This window comes from Streptococcus mitis, assembly GCF_001579045.1.
GTDB classification, from domain to species: domain Bacteria; phylum Bacillota; class Bacilli; order Lactobacillales; family Streptococcaceae; genus Streptococcus; species Streptococcus mitis_D.
In genome coordinates, this window is sequence record NZ_KQ970262.1 from 410,316 (window position 1) to 431,943 (window position 21,628).

General features: G+C 37.4%; 28 protein-coding genes and 1 pseudogene. 11 read left to right on the forward strand and 18 right to left on the reverse strand.

Annotation, left to right across the window (positions count from 1 at the left end; all coding sequences use genetic code 11):
• Positions 1 to 116: 116 nt before the first annotated feature.
• The 7 genes from SMIDD28_RS05045 to SMIDD28_RS05075 form a co-directional block, all read right to left on the reverse strand.
• The gene (locus SMIDD28_RS05045) at positions 117 to 1,043 is read right to left on the reverse strand and encodes an aldo/keto reductase (protein WP_061425159.1); all 927 of its coding nucleotides are present in this window, start codon (positions 1,041 to 1,043) and stop codon (positions 117 to 119) included.
• A 74-nt stretch (positions 1,044 to 1,117) separates the two neighbouring features.
• The gene (locus tag SMIDD28_RS05050; protein ID WP_061425162.1) at positions 1,118 to 1,933 is read right to left on the reverse strand and encodes a hypothetical protein; all 816 of its coding nucleotides are present in this window, start codon (positions 1,931 to 1,933) and stop codon (positions 1,118 to 1,120) included.
• Positions 1,934 to 1,936: 3 nt separating this feature from the next.
• Positions 1,937 to 2,257 (reverse strand): PadR family transcriptional regulator, encoded by a 321-nt coding sequence (locus tag SMIDD28_RS05055; RefSeq protein WP_049495225.1) that lies wholly within the window; start codon positions 2,255 to 2,257, stop codon positions 1,937 to 1,939.
• A gap of 131 nt (positions 2,258 to 2,388) precedes the next feature.
• On the reverse strand, positions 2,389 to 4,386 hold the full coding sequence (gene metG / locus SMIDD28_RS05060; protein WP_061425163.1) for a methionine--tRNA ligase: 1,998 nt from the start codon (positions 4,384 to 4,386) through the stop codon (positions 2,389 to 2,391).
• A gap of 123 nt (positions 4,387 to 4,509) precedes the next feature.
• Positions 4,510 to 5,769, reverse strand: coding sequence for an ABC transporter permease (locus SMIDD28_RS05065; RefSeq protein ID WP_061425165.1), 1,260 nt, complete (start codon positions 5,767 to 5,769; stop codon positions 4,510 to 4,512).
• A 1-nt stretch (position 5,770) separates the two neighbouring features.
• Entirely contained in the window at positions 5,771 to 6,472 is a 702-nt protein-coding gene (locus SMIDD28_RS05070) for an ABC transporter ATP-binding protein (RefSeq protein ID WP_000811468.1), read from the reverse strand.
• A complete protein-coding gene (locus SMIDD28_RS05075; protein WP_061425281.1) occupies positions 6,456 to 7,658 on the reverse strand; it encodes an efflux RND transporter periplasmic adaptor subunit in 1,203 nt (400 codons plus the stop codon). The genes SMIDD28_RS05070 and SMIDD28_RS05075 overlap by 17 nt, the downstream gene beginning before the upstream one ends.
• Before the next feature lie 290 nt (positions 7,659 to 7,948).
• Here SMIDD28_RS05075 and gor point away from each other — a divergent pair, with 290 nt between their 5' ends.
• From gor to SMIDD28_RS12170, 3 genes are all read left to right on the forward strand, one after another.
• Positions 7,949 to 9,295 (forward strand): glutathione-disulfide reductase, encoded by a 1,347-nt coding sequence (gene gor / locus SMIDD28_RS05080; protein ID WP_061425167.1) that lies wholly within the window; start codon positions 7,949 to 7,951, stop codon positions 9,293 to 9,295.
• Between the two features lie 196 nt (positions 9,296 to 9,491).
• Complete coding sequence (locus SMIDD28_RS05085) at positions 9,492 to 10,028, forward strand: biotin transporter BioY (protein ID WP_061425168.1); 537 nt, start codon at positions 9,492 to 9,494, stop codon at positions 10,026 to 10,028.
• Positions 10,029 to 10,089: 61 nt separating this feature from the next.
• Entirely contained in the window at positions 10,090 to 10,236 is a 147-nt protein-coding gene (locus SMIDD28_RS12170) for a hypothetical protein (protein WP_061425169.1), read from the forward strand.
• Here the strand turns inward: SMIDD28_RS12170 and SMIDD28_RS05095 are convergent.
• Positions 10,233 to 10,448 carry a YdbC family protein gene (locus SMIDD28_RS05095; protein ID WP_000807422.1) on the reverse strand — a complete coding sequence of 72 codons (216 nt, stop codon included), beginning with the start codon at positions 10,446 to 10,448 and terminating at the stop codon, positions 10,233 to 10,235. The genes SMIDD28_RS12170 and SMIDD28_RS05095 overlap by 4 nt on opposite strands.
• A gap of 97 nt (positions 10,449 to 10,545) precedes the next feature.
• Here SMIDD28_RS05095 and SMIDD28_RS05100 point away from each other — a divergent pair, with 97 nt between their 5' ends.
• On the forward strand, positions 10,546 to 10,866 hold the full coding sequence (locus SMIDD28_RS05100; RefSeq protein WP_061425170.1) for a hypothetical protein: 321 nt from the start codon (positions 10,546 to 10,548) through the stop codon (positions 10,864 to 10,866).
• Positions 10,867 to 10,896: 30 nt separating this feature from the next.
• Here the strand turns inward: SMIDD28_RS05100 and SMIDD28_RS05105 are convergent, their stop codons facing one another.
• The 7 genes from SMIDD28_RS05105 to rpsP form a co-directional block, all read right to left on the reverse strand.
• The gene (locus tag SMIDD28_RS05105; protein WP_001196039.1) at positions 10,897 to 11,235 is read right to left on the reverse strand and encodes an ATP cone domain-containing protein; all 339 of its coding nucleotides are present in this window, start codon (positions 11,233 to 11,235) and stop codon (positions 10,897 to 10,899) included.
• 11 nt (positions 11,236 to 11,246) lie between these two features.
• The gene (gene trmD / locus SMIDD28_RS05110; protein WP_061425171.1) at positions 11,247 to 11,966 is read right to left on the reverse strand and encodes a tRNA (guanosine(37)-N1)-methyltransferase TrmD; all 720 of its coding nucleotides are present in this window, start codon (positions 11,964 to 11,966) and stop codon (positions 11,247 to 11,249) included.
• Positions 11,956 to 12,474, reverse strand: a complete 519-nt coding sequence (gene rimM, locus SMIDD28_RS05115; protein ID WP_001105892.1) for a ribosome maturation factor RimM — start codon at positions 12,472 to 12,474, stop codon at positions 11,956 to 11,958. Before rimM ends, trmD begins: the two co-directional genes overlap by 11 nt.
• A gap of 30 nt (positions 12,475 to 12,504) precedes the next feature.
• A complete protein-coding gene (locus tag SMIDD28_RS05120) occupies positions 12,505 to 13,293 on the reverse strand; it encodes an alpha/beta fold hydrolase (protein WP_061425172.1) in 789 nt (262 codons plus the stop codon).
• Between the two features lie 97 nt (positions 13,294 to 13,390).
• Complete coding sequence (locus SMIDD28_RS05125) at positions 13,391 to 13,723, reverse strand: MazG nucleotide pyrophosphohydrolase domain-containing protein (RefSeq protein WP_061425173.1); 333 nt, start codon at positions 13,721 to 13,723, stop codon at positions 13,391 to 13,393.
• Between the two features lie 43 nt (positions 13,724 to 13,766).
• Complete coding sequence (gene kphA / locus SMIDD28_RS05130) at positions 13,767 to 14,006, reverse strand: RNA-binding protein KphA (RefSeq protein ID WP_000379617.1); 240 nt, start codon at positions 14,004 to 14,006, stop codon at positions 13,767 to 13,769.
• 19 nt (positions 14,007 to 14,025) lie between these two features.
• Positions 14,026 to 14,298 carry a 30S ribosomal protein S16 gene (rpsP, locus tag SMIDD28_RS05135; RefSeq protein WP_000268760.1) on the reverse strand — a complete coding sequence of 91 codons (273 nt, stop codon included), beginning with the start codon at positions 14,296 to 14,298 and terminating at the stop codon, positions 14,026 to 14,028.
• A gap of 177 nt (positions 14,299 to 14,475) precedes the next feature.
• Between rpsP and SMIDD28_RS11615 the strand changes: the two genes are divergently transcribed.
• From SMIDD28_RS11615 to SMIDD28_RS05145, 3 genes are all read left to right on the forward strand, one after another.
• Positions 14,476 to 14,622: a hypothetical protein gene (locus SMIDD28_RS11615; protein ID WP_155719315.1), complete on the forward strand. Its 147-nt coding sequence runs from the start codon at positions 14,476 to 14,478 to the stop codon at positions 14,620 to 14,622.
• 526 nt (positions 14,623 to 15,148) lie between these two features.
• The gene (locus SMIDD28_RS05140; protein WP_061425174.1) at positions 15,149 to 15,745 is read left to right on the forward strand and encodes a hypothetical protein; all 597 of its coding nucleotides are present in this window, start codon (positions 15,149 to 15,151) and stop codon (positions 15,743 to 15,745) included.
• A gap of 2 nt (positions 15,746 to 15,747) precedes the next feature.
• Positions 15,748 to 15,972, forward strand: a complete 225-nt coding sequence (locus SMIDD28_RS05145) for a helix-turn-helix transcriptional regulator (RefSeq protein WP_001041099.1) — start codon at positions 15,748 to 15,750, stop codon at positions 15,970 to 15,972.
• A gap of 520 nt (positions 15,973 to 16,492) precedes the next feature.
• On the opposite strand, the gene SMIDD28_RS05150 is transcribed toward SMIDD28_RS05145, so the two are convergent.
• A complete protein-coding gene (locus tag SMIDD28_RS05150; protein ID WP_000447029.1) occupies positions 16,493 to 16,822 on the reverse strand; it encodes a winged helix-turn-helix transcriptional regulator in 330 nt (109 codons plus the stop codon).
• Positions 16,823 to 16,924: 102 nt separating this feature from the next.
• On the opposite strand from SMIDD28_RS05150, the gene SMIDD28_RS05155 reads away from it, so the two are divergent.
• Genes SMIDD28_RS05155 through SMIDD28_RS05170 form a run of 4 tightly spaced genes read left to right on the forward strand, consistent with a single transcriptional unit; the run spans position 16,925 to position 21,014 of the window.
• A complete protein-coding gene (locus SMIDD28_RS05155; protein ID WP_000351501.1) occupies positions 16,925 to 17,842 on the forward strand; it encodes an AvrD family protein in 918 nt (305 codons plus the stop codon).
• A gap of 22 nt (positions 17,843 to 17,864) precedes the next feature.
• Positions 17,865 to 18,545 (forward strand): AAA family ATPase, encoded by a 681-nt coding sequence (locus SMIDD28_RS05160; RefSeq protein ID WP_000684424.1) that lies wholly within the window; start codon positions 17,865 to 17,867, stop codon positions 18,543 to 18,545.
• Between the two features lies 1 nt (position 18,546).
• Positions 18,547 to 19,644 carry an oxidoreductase gene (locus SMIDD28_RS05165; protein ID WP_042901634.1) on the forward strand — a complete coding sequence of 366 codons (1,098 nt, stop codon included), beginning with the start codon at positions 18,547 to 18,549 and terminating at the stop codon, positions 19,642 to 19,644.
• Positions 19,644 to 21,014 (forward strand): MFS transporter, encoded by a 1,371-nt coding sequence (locus SMIDD28_RS05170; protein WP_061425175.1) that lies wholly within the window; start codon positions 19,644 to 19,646, stop codon positions 21,012 to 21,014. Before SMIDD28_RS05165 ends, SMIDD28_RS05170 begins: the two co-directional genes overlap by 1 nt.
• A 100-nt stretch (positions 21,015 to 21,114) precedes the next feature.
• Here the strand turns inward: SMIDD28_RS05170 and SMIDD28_RS05175 are convergent, their stop codons facing one another.
• Both SMIDD28_RS05175 and SMIDD28_RS05180 read right to left on the reverse strand, forming a co-directional pair.
• Positions 21,115 to 21,369: a hypothetical protein gene (locus SMIDD28_RS05175; RefSeq protein WP_000200172.1), complete on the reverse strand. Its 255-nt coding sequence runs from the start codon at positions 21,367 to 21,369 to the stop codon at positions 21,115 to 21,117.
• Between the two features lie 85 nt (positions 21,370 to 21,454).
• Positions 21,455 to 21,628 (reverse strand): annotated as a pseudogene (locus tag SMIDD28_RS05180) (IS5/IS1182 family transposase); the annotation flags it as partial.

Below are 21,628 nucleotides of genomic sequence, written 5' to 3' on the forward strand. Positions count from 1 at the left end.
ATTTTTATTCCATTTTACTATAATATATCAAAACAATCAATCGTATCATATATCATTATTGTTAAAACCGCTTTGCAACGGCTTTTTGACTGTGATTTATTTACATCTGCTTCTACTTACGGCAAATTATTCCCTGCAGCAAGATAAATTTCATACCATTCTTCTCTTGTTAAGCTAAAGTTTGCCGCTTGGCTAACTTCTCTCAAGTGCTTAGGATTTGTTGTACCTACGACTGCCTGCATTTTTGCTGGATAACGTAATATCCAAGAAATGGCAATAGTTGAAGGAGTTACTCCATATTTAATAGCTAAACGATCAAGTACTTGATTTAAAGCTTGAAATTTCTCATTTCCAACAAAATTCCCTTTAAAATACCCGAATTGTAAGACAGACCATGCTTGAATGACCACATCGTGTAATTTGCAATATTCAAAAATGCTGCCATCTCGCATAGCTGCTTGACTATCTTCCATATTAACATGAAAACCTGATTCGAATCCTGGAGTAAAAGCCGCACTCAATTGTAGCTGATTAACAGCTAACGGCTGCTTGACATCTTTTTTAAGCAACTCCATCATCATAGGATTTTGATTAGAAACTCCAAAATCTCGAACCTTACCTTGTTTATAAAGGAGATCAAAGGCTTCTGCTACTTGATCAGATTCCATCAAAGCATCTGGTCGATGAAGAAGCAAACTATCTAGATGATCAATCTTCAATCTTTGCAAAATTCCGTCAACTGATTTTATAATATAGTCCTTAGAAAAATCAAAATAGGTAAATTCTTCAATGCGAATGCCACATTTTGACTGAATCCACATTTCTTCTCTTAAATCTGGACGATTTTTTAGGACAAGGCCTAACAGTTCTTCACAACGACCACGACCGTATATATCTGCCAAGTCAAAGGCATTGATTCCAACAGACAGTGCTGTTTCTACAAGCTCTTCAACTTCTTTTACAGACTTATCTTCTATTCTCATCATTCCGAGAACAATTTCTGATAATTCTTTGTCATCTTGACCAAAAGTTATATATCTCATCAAATTTTTCTCCTTTAATTTCTAACATTCTTCCCTTCATTATAACAAAAAACCGCTTTTCAACGGCTTTTTGACTATATTTCACTCCATGTTATCTTTTTAAACCCACGGAAAAAGAGAAAGATACCAATAAAAAGAACAGCTAAAGGAATAATCTTTGTAAGAAAAACATTTGAAATTCCCATCCACTCATAGTAACGGAGCAGAGAACCTACAATAAGATGGGCAACAATCATACTGTTAAAGGGACGAAAAAACTCTTCTTTCCAATTCCAAATACTGATGACTAGAGAAAGTGTAAAGATAGATAAACTATCCCAGGGAGCAGGAAGATAAAAATCTCCTTCTTGTATGAAACTTCCCATTCCTACATATCCTAGAACGACTAGCAGAACAAGACTTCCAACGACAATATAAGTGCCAATTTTCATCTTAGGAGAATCTTGGACTAGCCCCCAACGTAAGATTGTGGCCACAAGTCCAAATCCAATCAGAAAAAGAAGAAGTTGCCCTAAAAATGTGAGCAAATTGACTGTTAAGAGAGGACCTTTAGAAAAATCACTTAGTAGTTGATAATAACGTAATACCGCTAGGACAAGAATTGGCGTCAAAAGGGACTCCTTGATAGGACTGCGTGGTGCTTCCTTGAGAATCTCTTTCATTATTTTTTTAGGATTCTTACCTAAATAATCCTCTGCACTCATGCCATCTCGTTCTGCTTCTGAGAAATCTAACATCATCAAATAAATCTGCTCTCTGAGATAGTCCTCATCATAGAGAAATCCAGCAAGATTAAAACTATCCCACAGCTCCTCAAAATATTGCCGATTCTCCTCAGAGAATTCATGTAACAAAGCGCTTATTTCTTCATAATACTTCATTTTTTTCATGGTTTAACCCCCATTCTTAATTCCTTCTACTTTTTGACTCAAATCATCCCATTGTTGCCAAAAGACTGAGACACGCTCTTCTCCTTCTTTCGTTAATGAAAAATACTTCCGATCTGGACCATCTGGCGACGGGCGCATGTCGCCTCTTATCCATTGATTTTTTTCTAACTTTTGCAATAAAGGATAAATAGTTCCTGGAACGATAGTGTCAAATCCAGCATCTCGCAAAGTTTGAACCAACTCATAACCATACCGCTCTTTTTGACCAATCATATCCAAGACACAACCTTCAAGAACACCTTTTAATAGTTGAGTTTCTTTCATCACTTCTCCCTTCTATCTATTTTGCAATACCTACTAGTAGCTTCATCTATAATATACCACTTTTACACTAGTTTGTAAAGCATAATAGTTAAATAAAAAACAGAACTAGCATGAACTAGTCCTGTCTACTTTTAGCCAATCACACTTCCATTCGGTACAGCTGGATCAACTGTGAGAAGGGTTAATTGTCCATCATGTTCAGCTGATAGGATCATACCTTGGCTGACATATTTCTTCATCATTTTACGAGGTTTGAGGTTAGCAACGATTTGAACTTTCTTGCCAACCAATTCTTGTTCATTTGGATAGTATTTTGCAATTCCTGAAAGGATTTGACGATCTTCACCATCACCTGCATCTAGGCGGAATTGAAGCAACTTATCAGAACCTTCTACTTTAGACACTTCTTTGACTTCTGCGACACGGATTTCAACCTTGTCAAAGTCCTCAAACTTGATTTCTTCCTTGTTTAGTTTGAGTTCGACTTCGTCTGGATTCCATTCTTTTTCGACAGCTGGCTTGTTGCCTTCCATTTGTTCCTTGATATAGGCGATTTCTTCTTCCATATCCAAACGTGGGAAGATCGGAGTTCCTTTGGCAACTACCGTTACACCTGCAGGGAAATCAGCCAAGCTCAAGTTTTCAAGGCTCGCTACTTCTTCCAAGCCAAGTTGATTCAAGACTGCACGACTAGTTTCCATCATAAACGGCTCAATCAAGTGAGCGACGACACGAAGACTGGCTGCCAAGTGACTCATGACACTTGCCAATTGGTCACGAAGAGCTTCATCCTTGGCCAAGACCCATGGTGCGGTCTCATCGATGTATTTATTGGTACGAGAGATCAGAGTCCAGACTGCTTCAAGAGCACGTGGGTAGTCAACTGCTTCCATGTGTGTATGGTAGTCTGCGATTGATTGTTCTGCAACCTCAGCAAGAGCATGATCAAACTCTGTCACGCCCTCTACATAGACTGGAATTTGTCCATCAAAGTACTTGTTAATCATAGAAACAGTACGGTTGAGGAGGTTTCCAAGGTCATTAGCCAATTCATAATTGATACGGCCGACATAGTCTTCCGGAGTAAAGGTTCCGTCTGAACCAACTGGAAGGCTACGCATGAGGTAGTAACGAAGTGGATCTAGTCCAAAACGCTCTATCAACATTTCAGGATAGACAACATTCCCTTTAGATTTAGACATCTTTCCGTCTTTCATGACAAACCAACCATGACCAATCAAACGTTCTGGCAATTTGATATCCAACATCATAAGAAGAATTGGCCAGTAGATTGAGTGAAAACGAAGGATGTCTTTTCCAACCATGTGGAAGACTGTTCCGTTCCAGAACTTGTCAAAGTTAGCGTGTTCGTCTTGATCGTAGCCAAGAGCTGTCACATAGTTGAGCAGAGCATCAAACCAAACATAGACAACGTGTTTTGGATTTGATGGGACTGGTACTCCCCATGTAAAGGTTGTACGAGAAACTGCCAAATCTTCCAAACCTGGCTCGATGAAGTTGCGAAGCATTTCATTCAGACGACCATCTGGAGTGATAAATTCAGGATGGGACTTGAAAAATTCGACCAAACGATCTTGGTATTTGCTGAGGCGAAGGAAATATGATTCTTCAGATACCCATTCAACCTCGTGACCTGATGGAGCAATACCGCCAGTCACGTTTCCAGCTTCGTCACGGAAAACTTCTGCAAGCTGGCTTTCTGTAAAGAATTCTTCATCTGATACTGAGTACCAGCCAGAGTATTCACCCAAATAGATATCATCTTGAACCAGCAAGCGCTCAAATACTTGAGCCACTACTTTTTCATGGTAATCATCCGTTGTACGGATGAATTTATCGTATGAGATATCTAGTAATTTCCAGAGTTCTTTGACTCCAACTGCCATCCCGTCAACATAGGCTTGAGGTGTGATGCCAGCTTCTTCAGCTTTCTGCTGGATTTTCTGACCATGCTCATCAAGACCTGTCAGATAAAAGACATCGTAGCCCATCAGACGTTTGTAACGTGCTAGGACATCACAGGCGATGGTTGTGTAGGCAGAACCGATGTGAAGTTTCCCAGATGGATAGTAAATCGGCGTTGTAATATAAAAATTCTTTTCAGACATAATTTTTCCTTTCCAGGCAAATGAAACCTGTTTTTCTAACACTTCATTATATCACATTTTTAAGGATTTTCGATAGGGAAATCTATACAAAAACAAGATAGACGAGTGTCCATCTTGTTGATCTTATTCATAACGAAGAGCTTCAATTGGATCAAGCTTCGAGGCCTTGTTGGCTGGCAAGACCCCAAAAACTATACCCACGCTAGCCGAAACTGCAAGACTAAATAGGGCAACCGGGATTGACACTCCTACTTCTATACCTGCAATCAAACCTTGCAGTAACAAACCTGCTAAGGCAGTTAAACCACTTGCAATTGTCAAGCCAATCAAGCCACCTAACAAGGTCAAAATCATGGATTCAATCAAAAACTGGATTAAAATATTAGCACGTGTCGCACCCAAAGCCTTACGAAGACCAATCTCACGGGTACGCTCTGTCACCGAAACTAGCATAATGTTCATAACACCAGTTCCTCCAACAAAGAGAGAAATTCCTGCAATGGCGCTAATAACCGTCGTCATAAAACTAAACGATTGTTGAACTTCTGCAAATACAGCTGACTCATCTGCTACTTGATATTCTCCCTGTTGCAAGCCAGCAAGCTCTGTCATTTTTCGTGCTAATTCTGGACCCAAAGTTTGAGTTAAGCTTGTGTCATTCACTCGAAAGACAATACTAGCAATTTCATCTACATTAAAATTCGCAGCAAGGGAGATATTTGTGGTAATAGGCAAGCCACCAAGACCATACATTTTTGAATTTTTAGATTCTGGGCTAGTATAAACACCAATGACTCGATAACTAAAACCATTGACTTCCACAACCTTGTTAATAGCCTCTTGAGGAGATCCAAATAGACTAATGGATAATTCTTCATCAAGCAAAATGACACTTGCAAATTCTTTGAAATCTTGTTCTCTCAGACTACGACCTGCAAGAATTTCATTGTTAACAGCCTCCATATAAGTTCTGTTACCACCTGTCAAATTGGCATTTTCAACCTTTTTATCTTTATAAGTCAAGATGGCGTTCGTTGAGTTGGTTACATAGTAATTATCCACTCCCTTCAGTTTGGCTGCCTCCTTGACCCAAGATTCTTGCGGTTTTGGTGGTTCAACATGAACTTCCTCTTCTTTTCCAGAAACCGTAAAAGCTGATTGTTTCTGAGTAAAAGATCCATCTTTACTTTTTTTAGAAGAGAAAAAGACACTGATATTTTTTTGAGATCTGGTCATATTTTTATTGAGCTGTCGAGACATAGAATCACCCAGAGCCATAATCACAACAACCGATGAAACACCGATAATAATCCCAATCATGGTAAGCAAAGAACGCATCTTGTGAGCCATAATAGATGAAAAGGCAAATTTCAGATTCTGCATCTTAGTTTTCCTCCTTTTCTAACTGAGCACTATCAGATGAAATGACCCCATCTCGAATAACAATCTGGCGTTTGGCATAAGCAGCGATCTCAGGCTCATGCGTTACCATGATAATGGTTTTTCCTTCTTTGTTCAAGTCAACCAATAGTTGCATGATTTGATTACCTGTTTTAGTATCCAAGGCTCCTGTCGGTTCGTCTGCTAGAATAATAGAAGGATTGTTTACCAAGGCACGCGCAATAGCCACACGTTGCTTTTGACCACCAGATAATTCTGAAGGTAAATGGTGACTACGCTCAGTCAATTCAACCTTATCTAGATATTCCTCAGCTAACTTGCGCCGTTTTGAAGCCGAAACTCCTGCGTAAATCAAGGGCAATTCTACATTTTGCAGAGCATTGAGTTTAGATAGAAGAAAGAACTGCTGAAAGACAAATCCGATTTGTTTGTTGCGAACCTTAGCTAGTTGTTTTTCACCCAATCCAGCCACTTCTTGACCTTCAAGATAATACTCTCCACTACTTGGTGTATCCAACATGCCAATCGTATTCATGAGAGTAGACTTACCAGAACCAGATGGTCCCATGATAGCAACAAATTCACCCTCATTCACTTCTAGGTTGATATTTTTGAGAACCTGCAGTTCTTGGTCACCATTACGGTAGCTTCTGCAGATATTTTTTAGACTAATTAGTTGCTTCATCAGCCTTCACCTCTTTTCCTTCCTCTAGAGAAGACGTTGGGTTACTGATGACCTTGACTCCATTTGTCAGACCTGAAGTGATTTCTTGGTTGTCTGCATCAGCATTGCCCAAACCAACTTCCACTTTCTTGGCCTTTTTCTGCTCGTCAAGCACCCAGACATAGTTCTTATCATTTTCAGTCACAACACTTGTTAGAGGAACCAAAATGGCTTTACTCTTATTCTTAACCTCAACACTTACTGAGAATCCTTGTTTCAAATCACCGATTTCACTTGTAACATCGATGGTATATGGATATTTAGAACCAGAATTACCACCTGCTGCGGCAGTAGCTGCACTTGCTGCTTCACCATTGTTTTTAGGATAGTCAGAGATATAGCTAATCTTACCTGTCCAGCTCTTATCTTGGTAAACTTTAGAAGTAAAGGTTACTTCTTGTCCGACAGATAAGTTGGCAAGGTTATATTCAGATAGTTCCCCCTTAACTTGCAAGTTTTCATTACTTACGACATGAACGACCACTTGGCTAGCTCCAGTTGGAGATTTAGAAACATTGTGGTTGACTTCAACCACAGTTCCTTCTAGAGTGCTGAGAACCGTCATGGCATCCAACTGACTTTGAGCCTTGCTTAATTGCGCTTCTGCATCTGCACGGGCATCACGAGCATCACCTAGTTGTGCATCAATAGATGACACCGCATTTCCTGAGACTGGAGCTGAAGTTTGGGCTACTACACCTTCGCCTCCTGCTGGTACTGGTAACTGGGGAGCTGAAGCGGCTTCATTTCGCGCTTGATTGAGTTCATTGATATGACGATCTGCCTTAGCTACTGCCCGACTCGCTGAATCATAGGCTGCCTGTGCTTCTGAACTACTGTACTTGACTAAAGCCTGTCCTTCACTGACTTTATCACCCACAGAAACAAGGATTTCATCTAAATCACCCTTACTAGCATCAAAATAAACATATTGTTCATTTTTTGCTGTTACTGTCCCTGACAATAAAACAGAGGATGCCACGCTTCCTTCCTTGGCAACAACAAGATGAGTAGCCTCATCTTTTACAGCAGTCTGAGAAGGTTGTCTAAAGAGCAAAATGCCCCCAGCACCCAATACAACTACACTTGCAGCACCAATTGCTGCATACAATTGCCACTTTTTAGCTTTACCATTTTTTTTCATAATGAAACTCCTTTTTGATTTAAAGTTCTTAACAATATTATACAAAAATTATCAATTTAAAACAATAACATTTCAGAACGAAATAATGACATTTCAGGACTAAATTATTGTTCGGAATTTATTTTGCAATCATTGTACTAGTTATATAATACACTTTATTTTTCTTTTTTGCAAGCCTTTTCTTTAAATTTTTTTGGACGTAGCAGATTTTTGCAATCACATCAAAAAAAAGATAGAATATGACTATCAAAAAATGACACTCTACTATTTAAAAGAGTACAAAGGAGTTTTCAATGAGAGAATACGATATCATTGCTATCGGTGGAGGTAGTGGAGGAATTGCCACCATGAACCGTGCCGGTGAACATGGAGCCAAAGCAGCCGTTATTGAGGAAAAGAAACTAGGTGGAACCTGTGTCAACGTCGGTTGTGTTCCTAAAAAAATCATGTGGTACGGGGCACAAATTGCTGAAACTTTCCATCAATTTGGAGAAGACTACGGCTTTAAGACTACTGATCTTAACTTTGACTTTGCAACCCTACGTCGCAATCGTGAAGCTTACATTGATCGTGCTCGTTCTTCTTATGATGGCAGTTTTAAACGTAACGGCGTAGACCTGATTGAAGGTCATGCTGAATTTGTAGATTCTCATACTGTCAGCGTAAATGGTGAACTGATTCGTGCTAAACATATCGTGATTGCTTCAGGTGCCCATCCAAGTATTCCAAATATTCCTGGTGCTGAGCTAGGTGGCTCTTCTGATGATGTATTTGCCTGGGAAGAACTTCCAGAGTCAGTTGCCATTCTAGGCGCTGGTTATATCGCCGTTGAATTGGCTGGCGTGCTCCACACTTTTGGTGTCAAGACAAACCTCTTTGTTCGCCGTGATCGCCCTTTACGTGGTTTTGATTCTTACATCGTTGAAGGTTTGGTCAAGGAAATGGAAAGAACAAACTTGCCACTTCATACTCACAAAGTCCCTGTCAAGTTAGAAAAAACTGCTGAAGGCATTACCATTCATTTCGAAGATGGTACTAGTCACACAGCTAGCCAAGTTATCTGGGCTACGGGCCGCCGTCCAAACGTTAAGGGATTGCAACTTGAAAAAGCTGGAGTAACTCTGAACGAACGTGGCTTTATCCAAGTTGATGAATACCAAAATACTGTTGTTGAAGGAATCTACGCTCTAGGTGATGTAACAGGTGAAAAAGAACTGACTCCAGTTGCTATCAAGGCTGGGCGTACCCTATCTGAACGTCTCTTTAACGGCAAAACAACTGCTAAAATGGATTACTCAACTATTCCAACCGTTGTCTTTTCACACCCTGCTATCGGAACGGTTGGATTGACAGAAGAGCAAGCTATCAAAGAATATGGTCAAGACCAAATCAAGGTTTACAAATCAAGCTTTGCATCTATGTACTCTGCCGTTACTAGTAATAGACAAGAATCCCGTTTCAAATTGATAACAGCTGGTTCAGAAGAAAAAGTTGTCGGACTTCATGGAATTGGCTACGGCGTTGATGAAATGATTCAGGGATTTGCCGTTGCTATCAAAATGGGAGCAACCAAGGCTGACTTTGACACAACTGTTGCGATTCACCCAACTGCATCTGAAGAATTTGTAACCATGCGTTAATCGAAATAAAAGAAGCTGATACAAATGTGTCTGCTTCTTTTTTGATGTTTTACGAATCAACAAAACAATTACCCACCTTAACCAGTAAGCAAAATCGGCCGTTACAGTTTTTGTTACCTTGTTTTTAAAAATTGGTTGACAATGATTCCTCTATGAGTATAATAGTTACTATATATTAGAAAAGAGGTTAACTATTTTGAAAAAAGCTCACGTTTATGCTATCCCTGCTATTGGGGCTGCTCTCATTGCTGTTTTGGCACAAATCAGTCTTCCAATTGGACCTGTTCCCTTCACTCTGCAGAACTTTGCAATCGGCTTGATTGCTACTGTCTTTAGACCAAGAGAGGCTGTACTTTCTGTTGGACTCTATCTTCTTCTAGGCGCCATCGGTCTTCCTGTTTTTGCAGGAGGTGGAGCTGGATTGCAGGCTTTGGTTGGTCCTACTGCAGGTTATCTTTGGTTTTATCTTGTATACTCTGGACTTACTTCTTCCCTAACTAACAGCGAGAGTGGTATTGTCAAGATTTTTCTTGCAAACCTCTTGGGTGATGCCCTTGTCTTTGTCGGCGGGATTCTCAGCTTGCATTTCCTAGCTGGAATGGCATTTGAAAAAGCTCTTGTTGTTGGAGTCATTCCCTTTATCATTCCAGACCTTGGTAAACTTCTGGCTATTAGTTTTATTAGCCGTCCACTACTTCAACGCCTTAAAAATCAGGCTTACTTTGCTAACTAAAAAGGATATCGAGTTGACATGACTTAGTATCCTTTTCTTTCATTTTGAAAACTTATACTCAATGAAAATCAAAGAGCAAACTAGGAAACTATCCGCAGGTTGCTCAAAACACTGTTTTGAGGTTGTGGATAGAACTGACGAAGTCAGTAACCATACATACGGCAAGGCAACGCTGACGCGGTTTGAAGAGATTTTCGAAGAGTATTAGTTTCCTTTAAAGGCATCCACCATTGTTTGAAATTCTTCATTGGAAAGAGTAATCCCTTTGCCCATTTTAGTATGATCTGGGCTCCAAGCACGAATATCAAACTTTGCAGGAGCACCATTAAAGCTCACACGGTTGATTTCCTTGGTCCAACCTTTTTCGTTTTCAGAAAGAGTCAACAAGTGCTCTTCGATTTCAAATGTAAATTCTGCCATTTTCTTCTCCTTTTTTAGCTTTCATTAGTTTATTCGTAAAATCTTGTAGATTTTAGGAAAATTTTATATAATATGGTATAAAAGAAGGGAGGCCACTATGAGATATAAATTCCAGCAAGTTCTAGATAAAATACATGACTTTTTAAATGGACATGACCAACCTGACCAGACTGAAAGCAACTCCCTTACAGCTACTATTGAAGAGGCTATCCAGAAACAAACTGCTGTTCACCTTATCTTGTCTGAGACAAGCTTTACAGGTGACATCATCAAATACGATCAGCAACGCCAGCAAATTATCGTGAAAAATTTTGCCAAAAATGTAAGTCGTATTATCCGCATAAGCGATATTCAACGTCTGCGATATGTCCCTTCAACTGTCCAGACAGCCCAAAAAAATAGATTTAAGAAAGAGTGAGATGTAGTTGCTTCATCCCACTCTTTTTTCTTAGCGAACTTGTTCAAAATGTAAATGAACCGCGATATGATCTCCATAACCACTTCTTTCCAAGTCACGTTGTAGACGATAGGAAATGTAGTGTTCTGCGATGGTAATGTAACCTGCTCCCAGTAAACGATGTTCAACCAAAGACTGAATCATGCTGATGGTAGCACGTTCCACCTTGGCTTCTTCCAAATCCAAAACCACTTTCTTAGTGACTTGTGCAAGGTTTTGACGCAAATCATCTGTCAATACATAGACAGTCTGAGCTGCTTTTAAGATAGCTTGGTAAATCTTATCTGGATTAAATTCAGCAATTTCACCATCACGTTTGATTACTTGCATAGGTTTCTCCTTTATTCTTTGTTTTCTTTGATTTCTGCCAGCATTTTTTCTTCTTCTGCTGTCAGTTGATAATGTTCAAGCAAATCCGGTCTGCGTTTATAGGTTTTCTTTAAACTCTCATACAGGCGCCACTGACGAATCTTTTCATGGTGCCCACTCATCAGAACATCTGGTACAACCATGCCTCGATAATCATAGGGACGTGTGTACTGAGGATACTCGAGAAGCCCAGAAGAAAAACTATCATCTTGGTGACTAGACTCCTTGCCAATCACTTCTGGAATCAGGCGTACCGTAGCATCGATCATTGTCATGGCTGCCAATTCACCACCAGTCAAGACATAGTCGCCCAGAGAAATCTCATCTGTCACCAAGGTCTTAATGCGCTCGTCATAGCCCTCATAGTGCCCACAGATAAAGATTAGCTCTTCCTCTTGAGCCAAATCCTCAGCGTAAGCTTGATCGAACTGTTTCCCAGCAGGATCGAGGAGAATGACGCGCGGATTTTTCTTTTCAATAGCATCGAAGGCATCGAAAATGGGTTGGGCTCGGAGCAACATCCCCTGACCGCCTCCGTAGGGCTCATCATCTACATGACGGGCCTTTTCAGCATTTTCTCGAAAATTATGATACTGGATATCCAAGAGCCCTTTTTCACGTGCCTTTCCAACGATTGAGTGCTCCAGTGGAGAAAACATCTCTGGAAAGAGGGTTAAAATATCAATCTTCATCGTCTAACCCTTCTAAGATTTCCACATCGACGCGGTTATTTGGAATATCAACATTTAGAACTACTGGTGGGATATAAGGTAAGAGCAAGTCACGTTTACCTTTTCGCTTGACAACCCAGACATCGTTAGCACCTGGTTGCAAGATTTCCTTGATGGTTCCAATCAAGTTATCACCCTCATAGACTTCCAAACCGATAATCTCGTGATAATAAAATTCACCATCGTCTAGGTCATTCAAATCTTCCTCAGCAACCTTGAGACTGTATCCCTTGTACTTTTCGATAGCATTGATATGATACATATCTTTGAATTTAATAATGTCAAAGTTCTTCTGTTTACGGTGGCTAGCGATGGTCACTGTTTGGACAAACTGATCTTTTTCATCAAACAAGGCTAGCTCAGCCCCTTTTTTAAACCGTTCTTCTGCAAAATCCGTCACAGACAAGACTCGCATCTCACCCTGCAACCCTTGCGTATTGACGATTTTCCCAACATTAAAGTAGTTCATCTTGTCTCCTATACTCTATTTCTTTCCATCTTATTCGGACAATTCTCGAATAATAGTCACAATTTTTTCTGATTCTGACCATTGTAAATAATGGTGATTCCCTCCTAAAATGAGTTTAGTATTGGAAGTCCAATATTCTGATTCTCTGTACTCTTTTTCTCTATAAGGCTGACAAAAAATAAATACAGGGATATAAGATTCTATAAATACATTCTCAAAATCTTCCTCAGTAATCTCTCCAGATATCTGAAATCCTGTATCTTGATTTTCCAACTCTGAACCTTTTTCTTGCATTATTTCCCAGATTTTTTTATTAGTTTCAGGGCTAAATGTTGCTTGAGTTAAGTTCTTAAAATAAAGTTCAGGACCATACTCGTCAATCAGCCTCATCTGCTCTTCCATTTCTGGATAAGGATTTTCTGAAAAATCAGCAAACATGACTTTTTTAGTTGTCGGTTCCATTGCTACTAAAGCCTGACACTTAATTGGTTTCTTGAGCAATTTACAAGCTAAAATTCCACTCAAACTATGTACACAAAGTATATATTCAGAAATCCCTAATTCTTCAAGTACTTCATAAACCGCATCTACAAGATTATCTAGATTTTTTCCAGCTTGGTCATGAATCGGACTCCTACCTGTATTCGGAAAATCAATTGTCAAATAACCAATTGTGGGAGGAAGTTTTTCAAGTATAAGTGAAAAATTTTCATAACTTGGTAGCAAACCTGCGCCACTTAAACAAACTAGCATTTTCTTTTGCTTTTGATAAGTAACAGAGAGACTACCAATTTCTGTAGATACTTCAAACCTCTTCATAAAGAAATCCAATCGTTCTATATAATGAATTATTAAAAATCCTTATCCTTTATTTTAACACGTTCCAAGGATTTTCACAAGTTGGAGGAAGAGGACATCAACTCTTGTCCCCCTTTAAAAAGCCTTCCAAATCTCGTTCATGCTGATATTTGATAGCCGCCTTTTTGTCTTTTTCAAAGATAGTCTTGGTTAGATCTATCTCGTTGATGGCTGCAATTGCGACGGTGTAGTGAATGACATCAGCCAGTTCTTTTGCTAGTTCCTCGTTCGAATCCTGAACGCCCTCTTTTCGACCAGAGCGCCCATTCAAAACCTCAGCTACTTCTCCGACTTCTTCTACTAGCTTAATAAAAAGACCTTCTTCTGTTCTAGATTGTCGGTAATGGTCAAGTAAATATCCCTCTAGTTGTCTAACTGTTAAATCTCTCATTCTTTCTCCTTGCAAAAAAAGCGAGACATCCGTCCCGCCCTTCTTATTTTTCGTCAATAACGATTCTTACTTTTTTGTCTTCAGTTGGGACAGAGTAGACAATCGTTCTTATCGCAGAAATAGTGCGACCCTTACGACCGATTACACGACCCACATCGCTTTGATCAAGATCCAAATGATATTCCAAAAATTCTGGTGTATCTTCAATCTTGATAGTTAAGGCATCTGGTTGTGAAATCAAGGGTTTCACAATCGCAATAATGAGATTTTCAATCGTATCCATCTGTCAACCTACTTTAAACTTATTTTGAGAATTTAGAATCGTGGAATTTTTTCAATACGCCTTCTTTTGAAAGGATGTTACGTACTGTATCTGAAGGTTGAGCTCCATCAGCCAACCATGCAAGAACGCGGTCTTCTTTCAAAGTTACTTGGTTTTCTGCAACAAGTGGGTTGTAAGTTCCAACTGTTTCGATGAAACGTCCGTCACGTGGTGAACGTGAATCTGCTACGTTGATACGGTAGAAAGGTTTTTTCTTAGAACCCATACGAGTCAAACGGATTTTAACTGCCATTTTTAAAGTCTCTTTTCTTATTTTTTATTTCGGTGAAATAGCTGAGCTATTTAGCACATGTTCTATTATAACAGATTTCTGACAGGTGTCAAGAAAAAAACTTGACAGACTATAAAATTCTTAAACCATTTAGAAATTTGTTAGAAGTAGGAAATATATGTTTGAAAGAAGCTATCCGTGAATACTATTTTATACTCTTCGAAAATCAAAGAGCAAACTAGGAAGCTAGCCGCAGGTTGCTCAAAGCACTGCTTTGAGGTTGTAGATAAGACTGACGAAGTCAGTTACATATATCTACGGCAAGGCAAAGCTGACGTAGTTTGAAGAGATTTTCGAAGAGTATTAGAAAAATTTTATAAAGACCATCAAGTCAAACCCTTCATCTCTCCTGAACGAGATTTGGATGCTTGACTTCTACATCCCAAACCCGTTCCCAAGCGAAATATCAAGGATTTTAAGAACGATATCTACTAATTATTTATAAAATATGAAGTAATAGATTCTAAATAAGGAAATAATTTAGTTCTGTAAAAATTAACTTCTACACCTATAACGCTTATTCTGACAGACTTTATACAGTCTAAGAAAAAAAGTAGAGATTCATACAATATCCAGATTTTTCAAAAATTCTTTATCATCAAATATTGTTAACGAAGCTATCCAAACCAAATCCGATGCATTGCTTCAAAGAATTCTTTAGTTGTTTGACTATCAAGAGCTTTTATTAAAAAATTTTTTCAAATAATTTCCACATTGACACATAAATTCTTGCTTTCTAAATTTAAATGTGATATATTTATAACATAAAATTTAAGTGTTATATATTTATAACATAAAAAAGGAGTCTATCATGAAAAAAAGTCAAAAAATGCGTGGCCTCATTGCAATGATTGCCGTAGCTCTCTTTATTGATTTTATTGTTTTATTTGGTTCTAATCTTAGTTGGGGACCCAAGTTAGTTATTACTGGTATTTCAGTGTCAGGTCAAATTCTAGCTATTTGGGGCTGGCTACATATGAAACCATGGCCTCATAAGAGTCAGAAAAGTAAGGGAAAGACTATTTTTGACTTGTCTACTAAGCTTTACACGATACTTTTTTTTGCAGCAAGCATTTTTTATACAGTAGGGATTTGGGTTGCGACCCCAAGCGTAAGTTCTGGTATTAAAGAATGGATTTTGGGAATTGGCCTCGTTATTGAAGTGATTGTATTTGGTTTTTTCTGTTTGAAAAATGTCAAGGAAACTCCGGACGAACGCTTTTATGCTAATTTAGCCAAGGCAGCTAGCTTGATGTTTGTTTTTATACTAGGCGCACTGATGATCCTAGCAGTTATCATTGGGTATATGGGGTCTCTCACTCTTTACATGGGTCAGATATTTATTAGCATAGCTGCCTTGATTTTCATCTTTGCGGTTGTCTATCTTATCTTGGAACGGAGAGGATAAGCATGGCCAAAGAAAGCAAGATTATTACTAATCTCAAATCTGTTCGTGAGTCCACAGGCATGACCCAGCAGGAGTTAGCCGACCGCATCGGCATGCGACGCGAGACAATTCTGCACTTGGAAAATAATCGTTACAATCCTTCGCTGGAAATGGCTCTTAAAATTGCTCAAGTTTTTAATCTAAAAGTAGAAGACCTCTTTGAACTCAGACAGAAAGAGGAAGCATAATTCTTTTCGAGACCTAGTATTAAGTTCATTGATTAATTAGGAATTGAAGCCAAAAGAAAAAATCCTTTGAAAATGTGCTCTTTTAAAATATAGTAATTCTTTCGAATTAACGTTTGCTAATTGTGATGCTTTACGAGCTTTCTTAAGATCTGGTTGGAAAAACTATGATTTGAATAACCTTCAGTAAATGCTTAAAATCAATGTTTTCCAACTTTTTCAGAAAACAGAATTTCATCTAATTTGAATAAATTTCAGTTGAATGGTGTGAATTTCACCCCAAAAAATCAAAAAAATGAGCTAGAATGTACCGAAAAGTTCACACCACTATTTAGATGATTTTTTATTTTGCCTGTTTTTACCTATGGTCTTACCCACGACAAAAATTATAGAGCCAAAAAACCCTAGTCACACATTTGAACTAGGTTTTTACGTTGCTTTGATTAACAAGATTACCAAATCTTTCAGAATTACATTTTCTATTTTATAGAAAAATATTAATAATAAATTATGTAAATTCAATCTAATTTCTATAAGTTTGCTCCCATTTTTTCATTTCTTCAACGATACTTCTTAGAGCAATACCTTTTTTTGTCATTTTATATTCAACCTGTGGAGGCGATGTCGGTAAAACTTTTCTTGATAAAATACCTTCTTGCTCGAAATCATGTAACCGTTGAGCTAATATTCTAGGATTAATACCTTCTACACTACGCAAAAGACTACCATAATGTATATTACCATTAATAATTTCAGATAAAATCTCAAGAGTAAATTTACCCTTTAGTAAATTCAAGACCCTTCTTGCTGGACAAATTGATTTTTTCAAAGGTTGCATCTTGCAAGTCTCCATTCATTTCCTCCTTTTTTGATAGTTACTATACTTTTTTTCCCTTCTTGTTTTATAAATAATTACATGATAAATTAATTATATCACTTGAAGGGAGAAATTACTATGGACATTATAACTAAGTTTGACCGTATTGAAGATATTCTCGGCAGTCCTGATGGAAGATACTTTGGTAATGGATATACACAAGTAAAATATTTTCAGAAAGTTAAACATATTACTTTTGAAGGAATTGAGTCAGTATTTGAAATCAACTATCCGAAGAGTTGGTCAACTAAGAAAAATATTGAGTCAATAAAACCACATTTTAGCTCTTTAGATTCTATTGTACTTGCTGTGAAACTAGTCAGCGATTTTCTTAGAGAAGAATTAGTCATAGAAGAGGACACAATCAATAATGCTCTAATTTCTAGTTTCTCGGTAAAAGCAGGAAAATCTCTTGTAGAAGATTTGAAAAATGTTACAGCAAAATTGAGCTTATCATCAGATGATAAGCTATCCTTCAAGGGAAGGATAGCTTCGTTTTCGGTTGAATTAGTTGTCGATTTATTTGATGACTCAAAACAACTTAAAATAAATTCTGGAGAAGATTACTATTTTTCAAACTTTAAAACAGTTGATACCAAACTAACTGATATTTCGGTGAAAACAGAATTAAATTCTATTTCAGCTACTACTTCTTTTTCCTATTCAGATAAATTTAGTGGTATTGAATCAGCACATCTCCTGAAAAAGAGATTACCATCTATCTTAGACCATATAATTGTAACAGCTGAACTTACGGAAGTGTTACATTCATATTTGGACAGAACCCCTAGAGAATTTTCGAAAACATTGATAATGCGTAAAATTAAAATCCTACGCAACCTTTCAAACGATTCACAGTTAAGTGAAGGCAACATTAAAGTTCAAGTTCTAAAAACTAAAATAGTACCTTTAAAAGGAAAGAATGTTCGAGTTAGTGATATGATTTCAAAACTTGGAGAGTCAACATTGATATATTCCGTGGCTCAAGAGCTATAAGATAAATAGAAAGAGGACTAATATGAAAATAGCAATTTCAGGAACTTATTCGACAGGAAAAACGACAACAACTTTAGCACTAGCTTTTTATACTGGTTTACCACGTACACACGCAAAAACTATGAGAGAGATTCTTCCCATAGCTTTACCCGGAAAAAGATTAGAAGACGCCACTGGTCCTGAGCTGGTTCAATTAGGAATTCGTCGTCTAATGGAGCGAGCAGTTAGGGAGTCTCATCTTGACTCTTTTGTTTCTGATGGCTCCTCTTTACATGAATGGGTATACGGTATGGTGAGAACCGAATTAGGAATGAATCCCAACCAAGAGACAGATAAAGGAAATATTATTTTAACTGATGACCTTAAATATCTTAGAGAAGTTATGAAAAATTTTGGGTCTGTTGCAAAAGACTATGCTAAAGAAACTTATGAATCATTTGTACATTTGCCTATTGAATTTCCTTTAGCTCCAGATGGCCATCGTCCTGTGTCAGAATTATTTAGAAAACGCTCAAACGATTTGCTATTAATAACACTGGATGAATTAAAAATTCCTTACCATATCGTGGGCGGTACTATCGAGGAAAGACTCCAGAAGATTTCAGAAATTTATCAACTAAAACCTGTAATAAGTATTGAACAAGCAGTTTCTTTAGCAAAAAAGGAAGCGCAAAACTATAATATCGTTCAGGAGGGTAAATAATATGGATAAAGATTTGAGAAATATCCTCTTTTCCAAGTTTGAGACATCCCAACTATCTTTAAGAAATCGGATTGTAATGAATCCAGTTCCAACAGGATTTGTAGAAAGTGGTGTTCCCAAACCAGAAATTGCCGAGTTCTATAAGCGAAGAGCAAAAAATGTAGGGCTATTTATTATAGGCGCTATAAATATTGAGCATGAAACTGCTACTAACAATGAAAATATACCAAATATTTCAACCAGTCGTGATATTGAGGTATGGAAACAAGTAACCAAGGCAATTCACCAAGAAAAAAGTAAGGCTATTGCTGAGCTTTGGCATAGTGGGAGTTCAAGAGCATTTTCAAAAACTGATTTATCTCTTAAGGTCTCTACTCCATCTGGATACATTGGAAAAAAGAAAGTGGGGTCACCTTTATCAGTTGAAGAAATTAACCTTATTGTCCAAAAATTTGCTGAAGCCGCCAGAAAAGCTCAAATATCTGGTTTTGATGGAGTTGATATTCATGCTGCACACGGTAGTTTAATTCATGATTTTTTAACAGCAGAGACCAACCAGAGAACTGATGAGTTTGGTTTTAAAAATAGAACTTACTTTGCAGAAAGAGTTATTAAGGAATGTAGAAAAGTTGTTGGGGACAATTTTCCGATTTTCATTCGCCTATCAAATTTTAAAAGTTATGATCCTACTGCAAAATTAGCAAAAACTTTAGAGGAATTAAAACAAATCATAATACCAATTTCAAATGCAGGTGTTGATATCTTTGACTGCTCTGAAATAAACTATACAGATTCTGCTGTCACTGGAAAATCAGGCAATTTATCATACTGGGTGAAAAAAATTGCAAATAAGCCTACAATAACAACTGGAGGCATAGGTTCACCTGAAATTCTATACAAAGATATTCCAACACTTATTACAGAAATAACATCACAACCTAAAATGTCATATCTTCATTTACAAAGGAAAAAGGCACAAATTTTTTACTCGAATAATTTAGTTTCTGATTTTAAAGAAGGAGGGTTTGATTTACTTGCTTTTGGTCGTCCTCTATTGATAAATGAAAATTGGTTTGATGAAATAACGGAGGAAGATTGATGAAAAAAACAAATACAAAAGCGCCAGCTTATCTACTTTTTATTCTTTCACTAGGATACATTATGGCGGTCCTAGATACAACCGGAGTGGTTCTTGCTGTTCCCCATATTGAAACAGCTATGAGAGTCTCATTAGAGCAATCCATTTGGATTATTAACGCCTATACACTAGCTTTAGGGTCTTTACTCCTACTTTCAGGAAATCTAACAACAAAATATGGTGCTAAACGAATTTTATTAATTGGAATGACAATTTTTACACTATCCTCGTTTGGGTGCTCTTTTTCACCAAATATTGAAACATTAATTATACTTAGATTCATTCAAGGTTTCGGTGCTTCTTTGTTTATGCCAAGTTCATTAGCACTTTTATTCATTTCATACCCCGATTCTACTAAAAGAGCACGTATGTTAGGAATCTGGACAGCAATTATTTCTGTTGCAACCGGTACTGGTTCTTTTATTGGTGGACTAATAATTAACTACTTCGGATGGAGGGGTATTTTCTTGGTCAATATTCCATTTGGAATTTTGACAGTAATTTCAATATTACTTCTCGTGAAAAATAATATTGCCAATCTAAAGACCAGAATTGACATCTTTAGTAATATATTTCTGGTTACAACTATCGGAAGTCTAGTTATTTACCTTGTTGGAGGGAATCAATATGGTTATAGTAACTCAAATCTTTTATTGTTTCTTCTCCTATTTATATTATTTGCTATTGGTTTAGTAGTCCACGATAAAAAAAGTAAAGCACCTATTGTTCCCCACCAACTATTAAAAAATGCTAAGTTTATTGTCTCTAATCTATTAGGTTTAGTAGTTAACATTTCACTATATGGCATTGTTTTGGTGCTAGGACTCTATTTTCAAACTTATTTAAACCTTTCCTCAATGGTTTCTGGACTCCTCATTCTACCAGGAATGATTGTCTTAATTATTGGTAATTTATTTTACGCACGTGCTGTAAAACGATTTTCCGTGGGAAGCCTCGCTACTGTCTCAATTATTTTTGCCATTGTAGGAGCAGCAGGAATTTTTGGAATTGGAGTTCTTTTTCATGAAATTCAACTATACATCCTAATTCCTTTATTTTCTTTAATGAGTCTAGGTATCGGAGTGTTAACTCCAGCAACTACAACCATTCTTATGGAAGCTGCTGGTCAAGAATTATCTGGAATTGCTGGTGCAACTCTAAACGCTAACAAACAGATTGGTGGACTTTTTGGTACAACAATTATGGGGATTGTAACTACTAATTTATCCCATGATTGGAATATAGTCATCGTTATCGCATTTTTGGTTAACGTGATAATGTATATTGCTACTTGGTTAATTGCTAGTCGTTACCTTTATGGAAAAGAATAAAACTAAACAGAACGCAATCAATTTAAAAGTTGATTGCGTTTTATATTATTTCTCAGCACAATTACTCCAATCATCATAATTTGCTTAATAAATAACTCAATTACTTTTGTCGCAAAGATTGTAAAATACCAACTACCTCATAACCTTGATGAAACTGTGAAAAATGCATAAGCGTTAGTTCATATGATAAATTAGATAACACTCGTCGTGTTCCTTGGCTATCCTCAATATTGATTAAACTTCCCAAAAGAAGACCGTCATCATAATGAACTAGGCTACTATCAATTGCAATATCTCTTTTGAGTAGCTCTTCACTCATATCCTGAACCTCGCTAGCAATCGTTTCACTAGTCAAATCTTTTAAATCTTTTACTAACTGATAAGTAGTATAGATTGTATTTGATATATAATTAATGGCTTTTATTATACTTCCTGCGAAACTAAAATCCTAGTTCACGATTGATAATTCCAGCAATCAAATTCATTCGTAATCCAAAGCGTTTACGTCGATTTCGATAGCTTGTTGAAAACATTTTAAACGTTTTTACTTTGGCAAAAATATTCTCAACCTTGATTCTCTCTTTAGATAGCACATGATTATAGGATTTATCTTT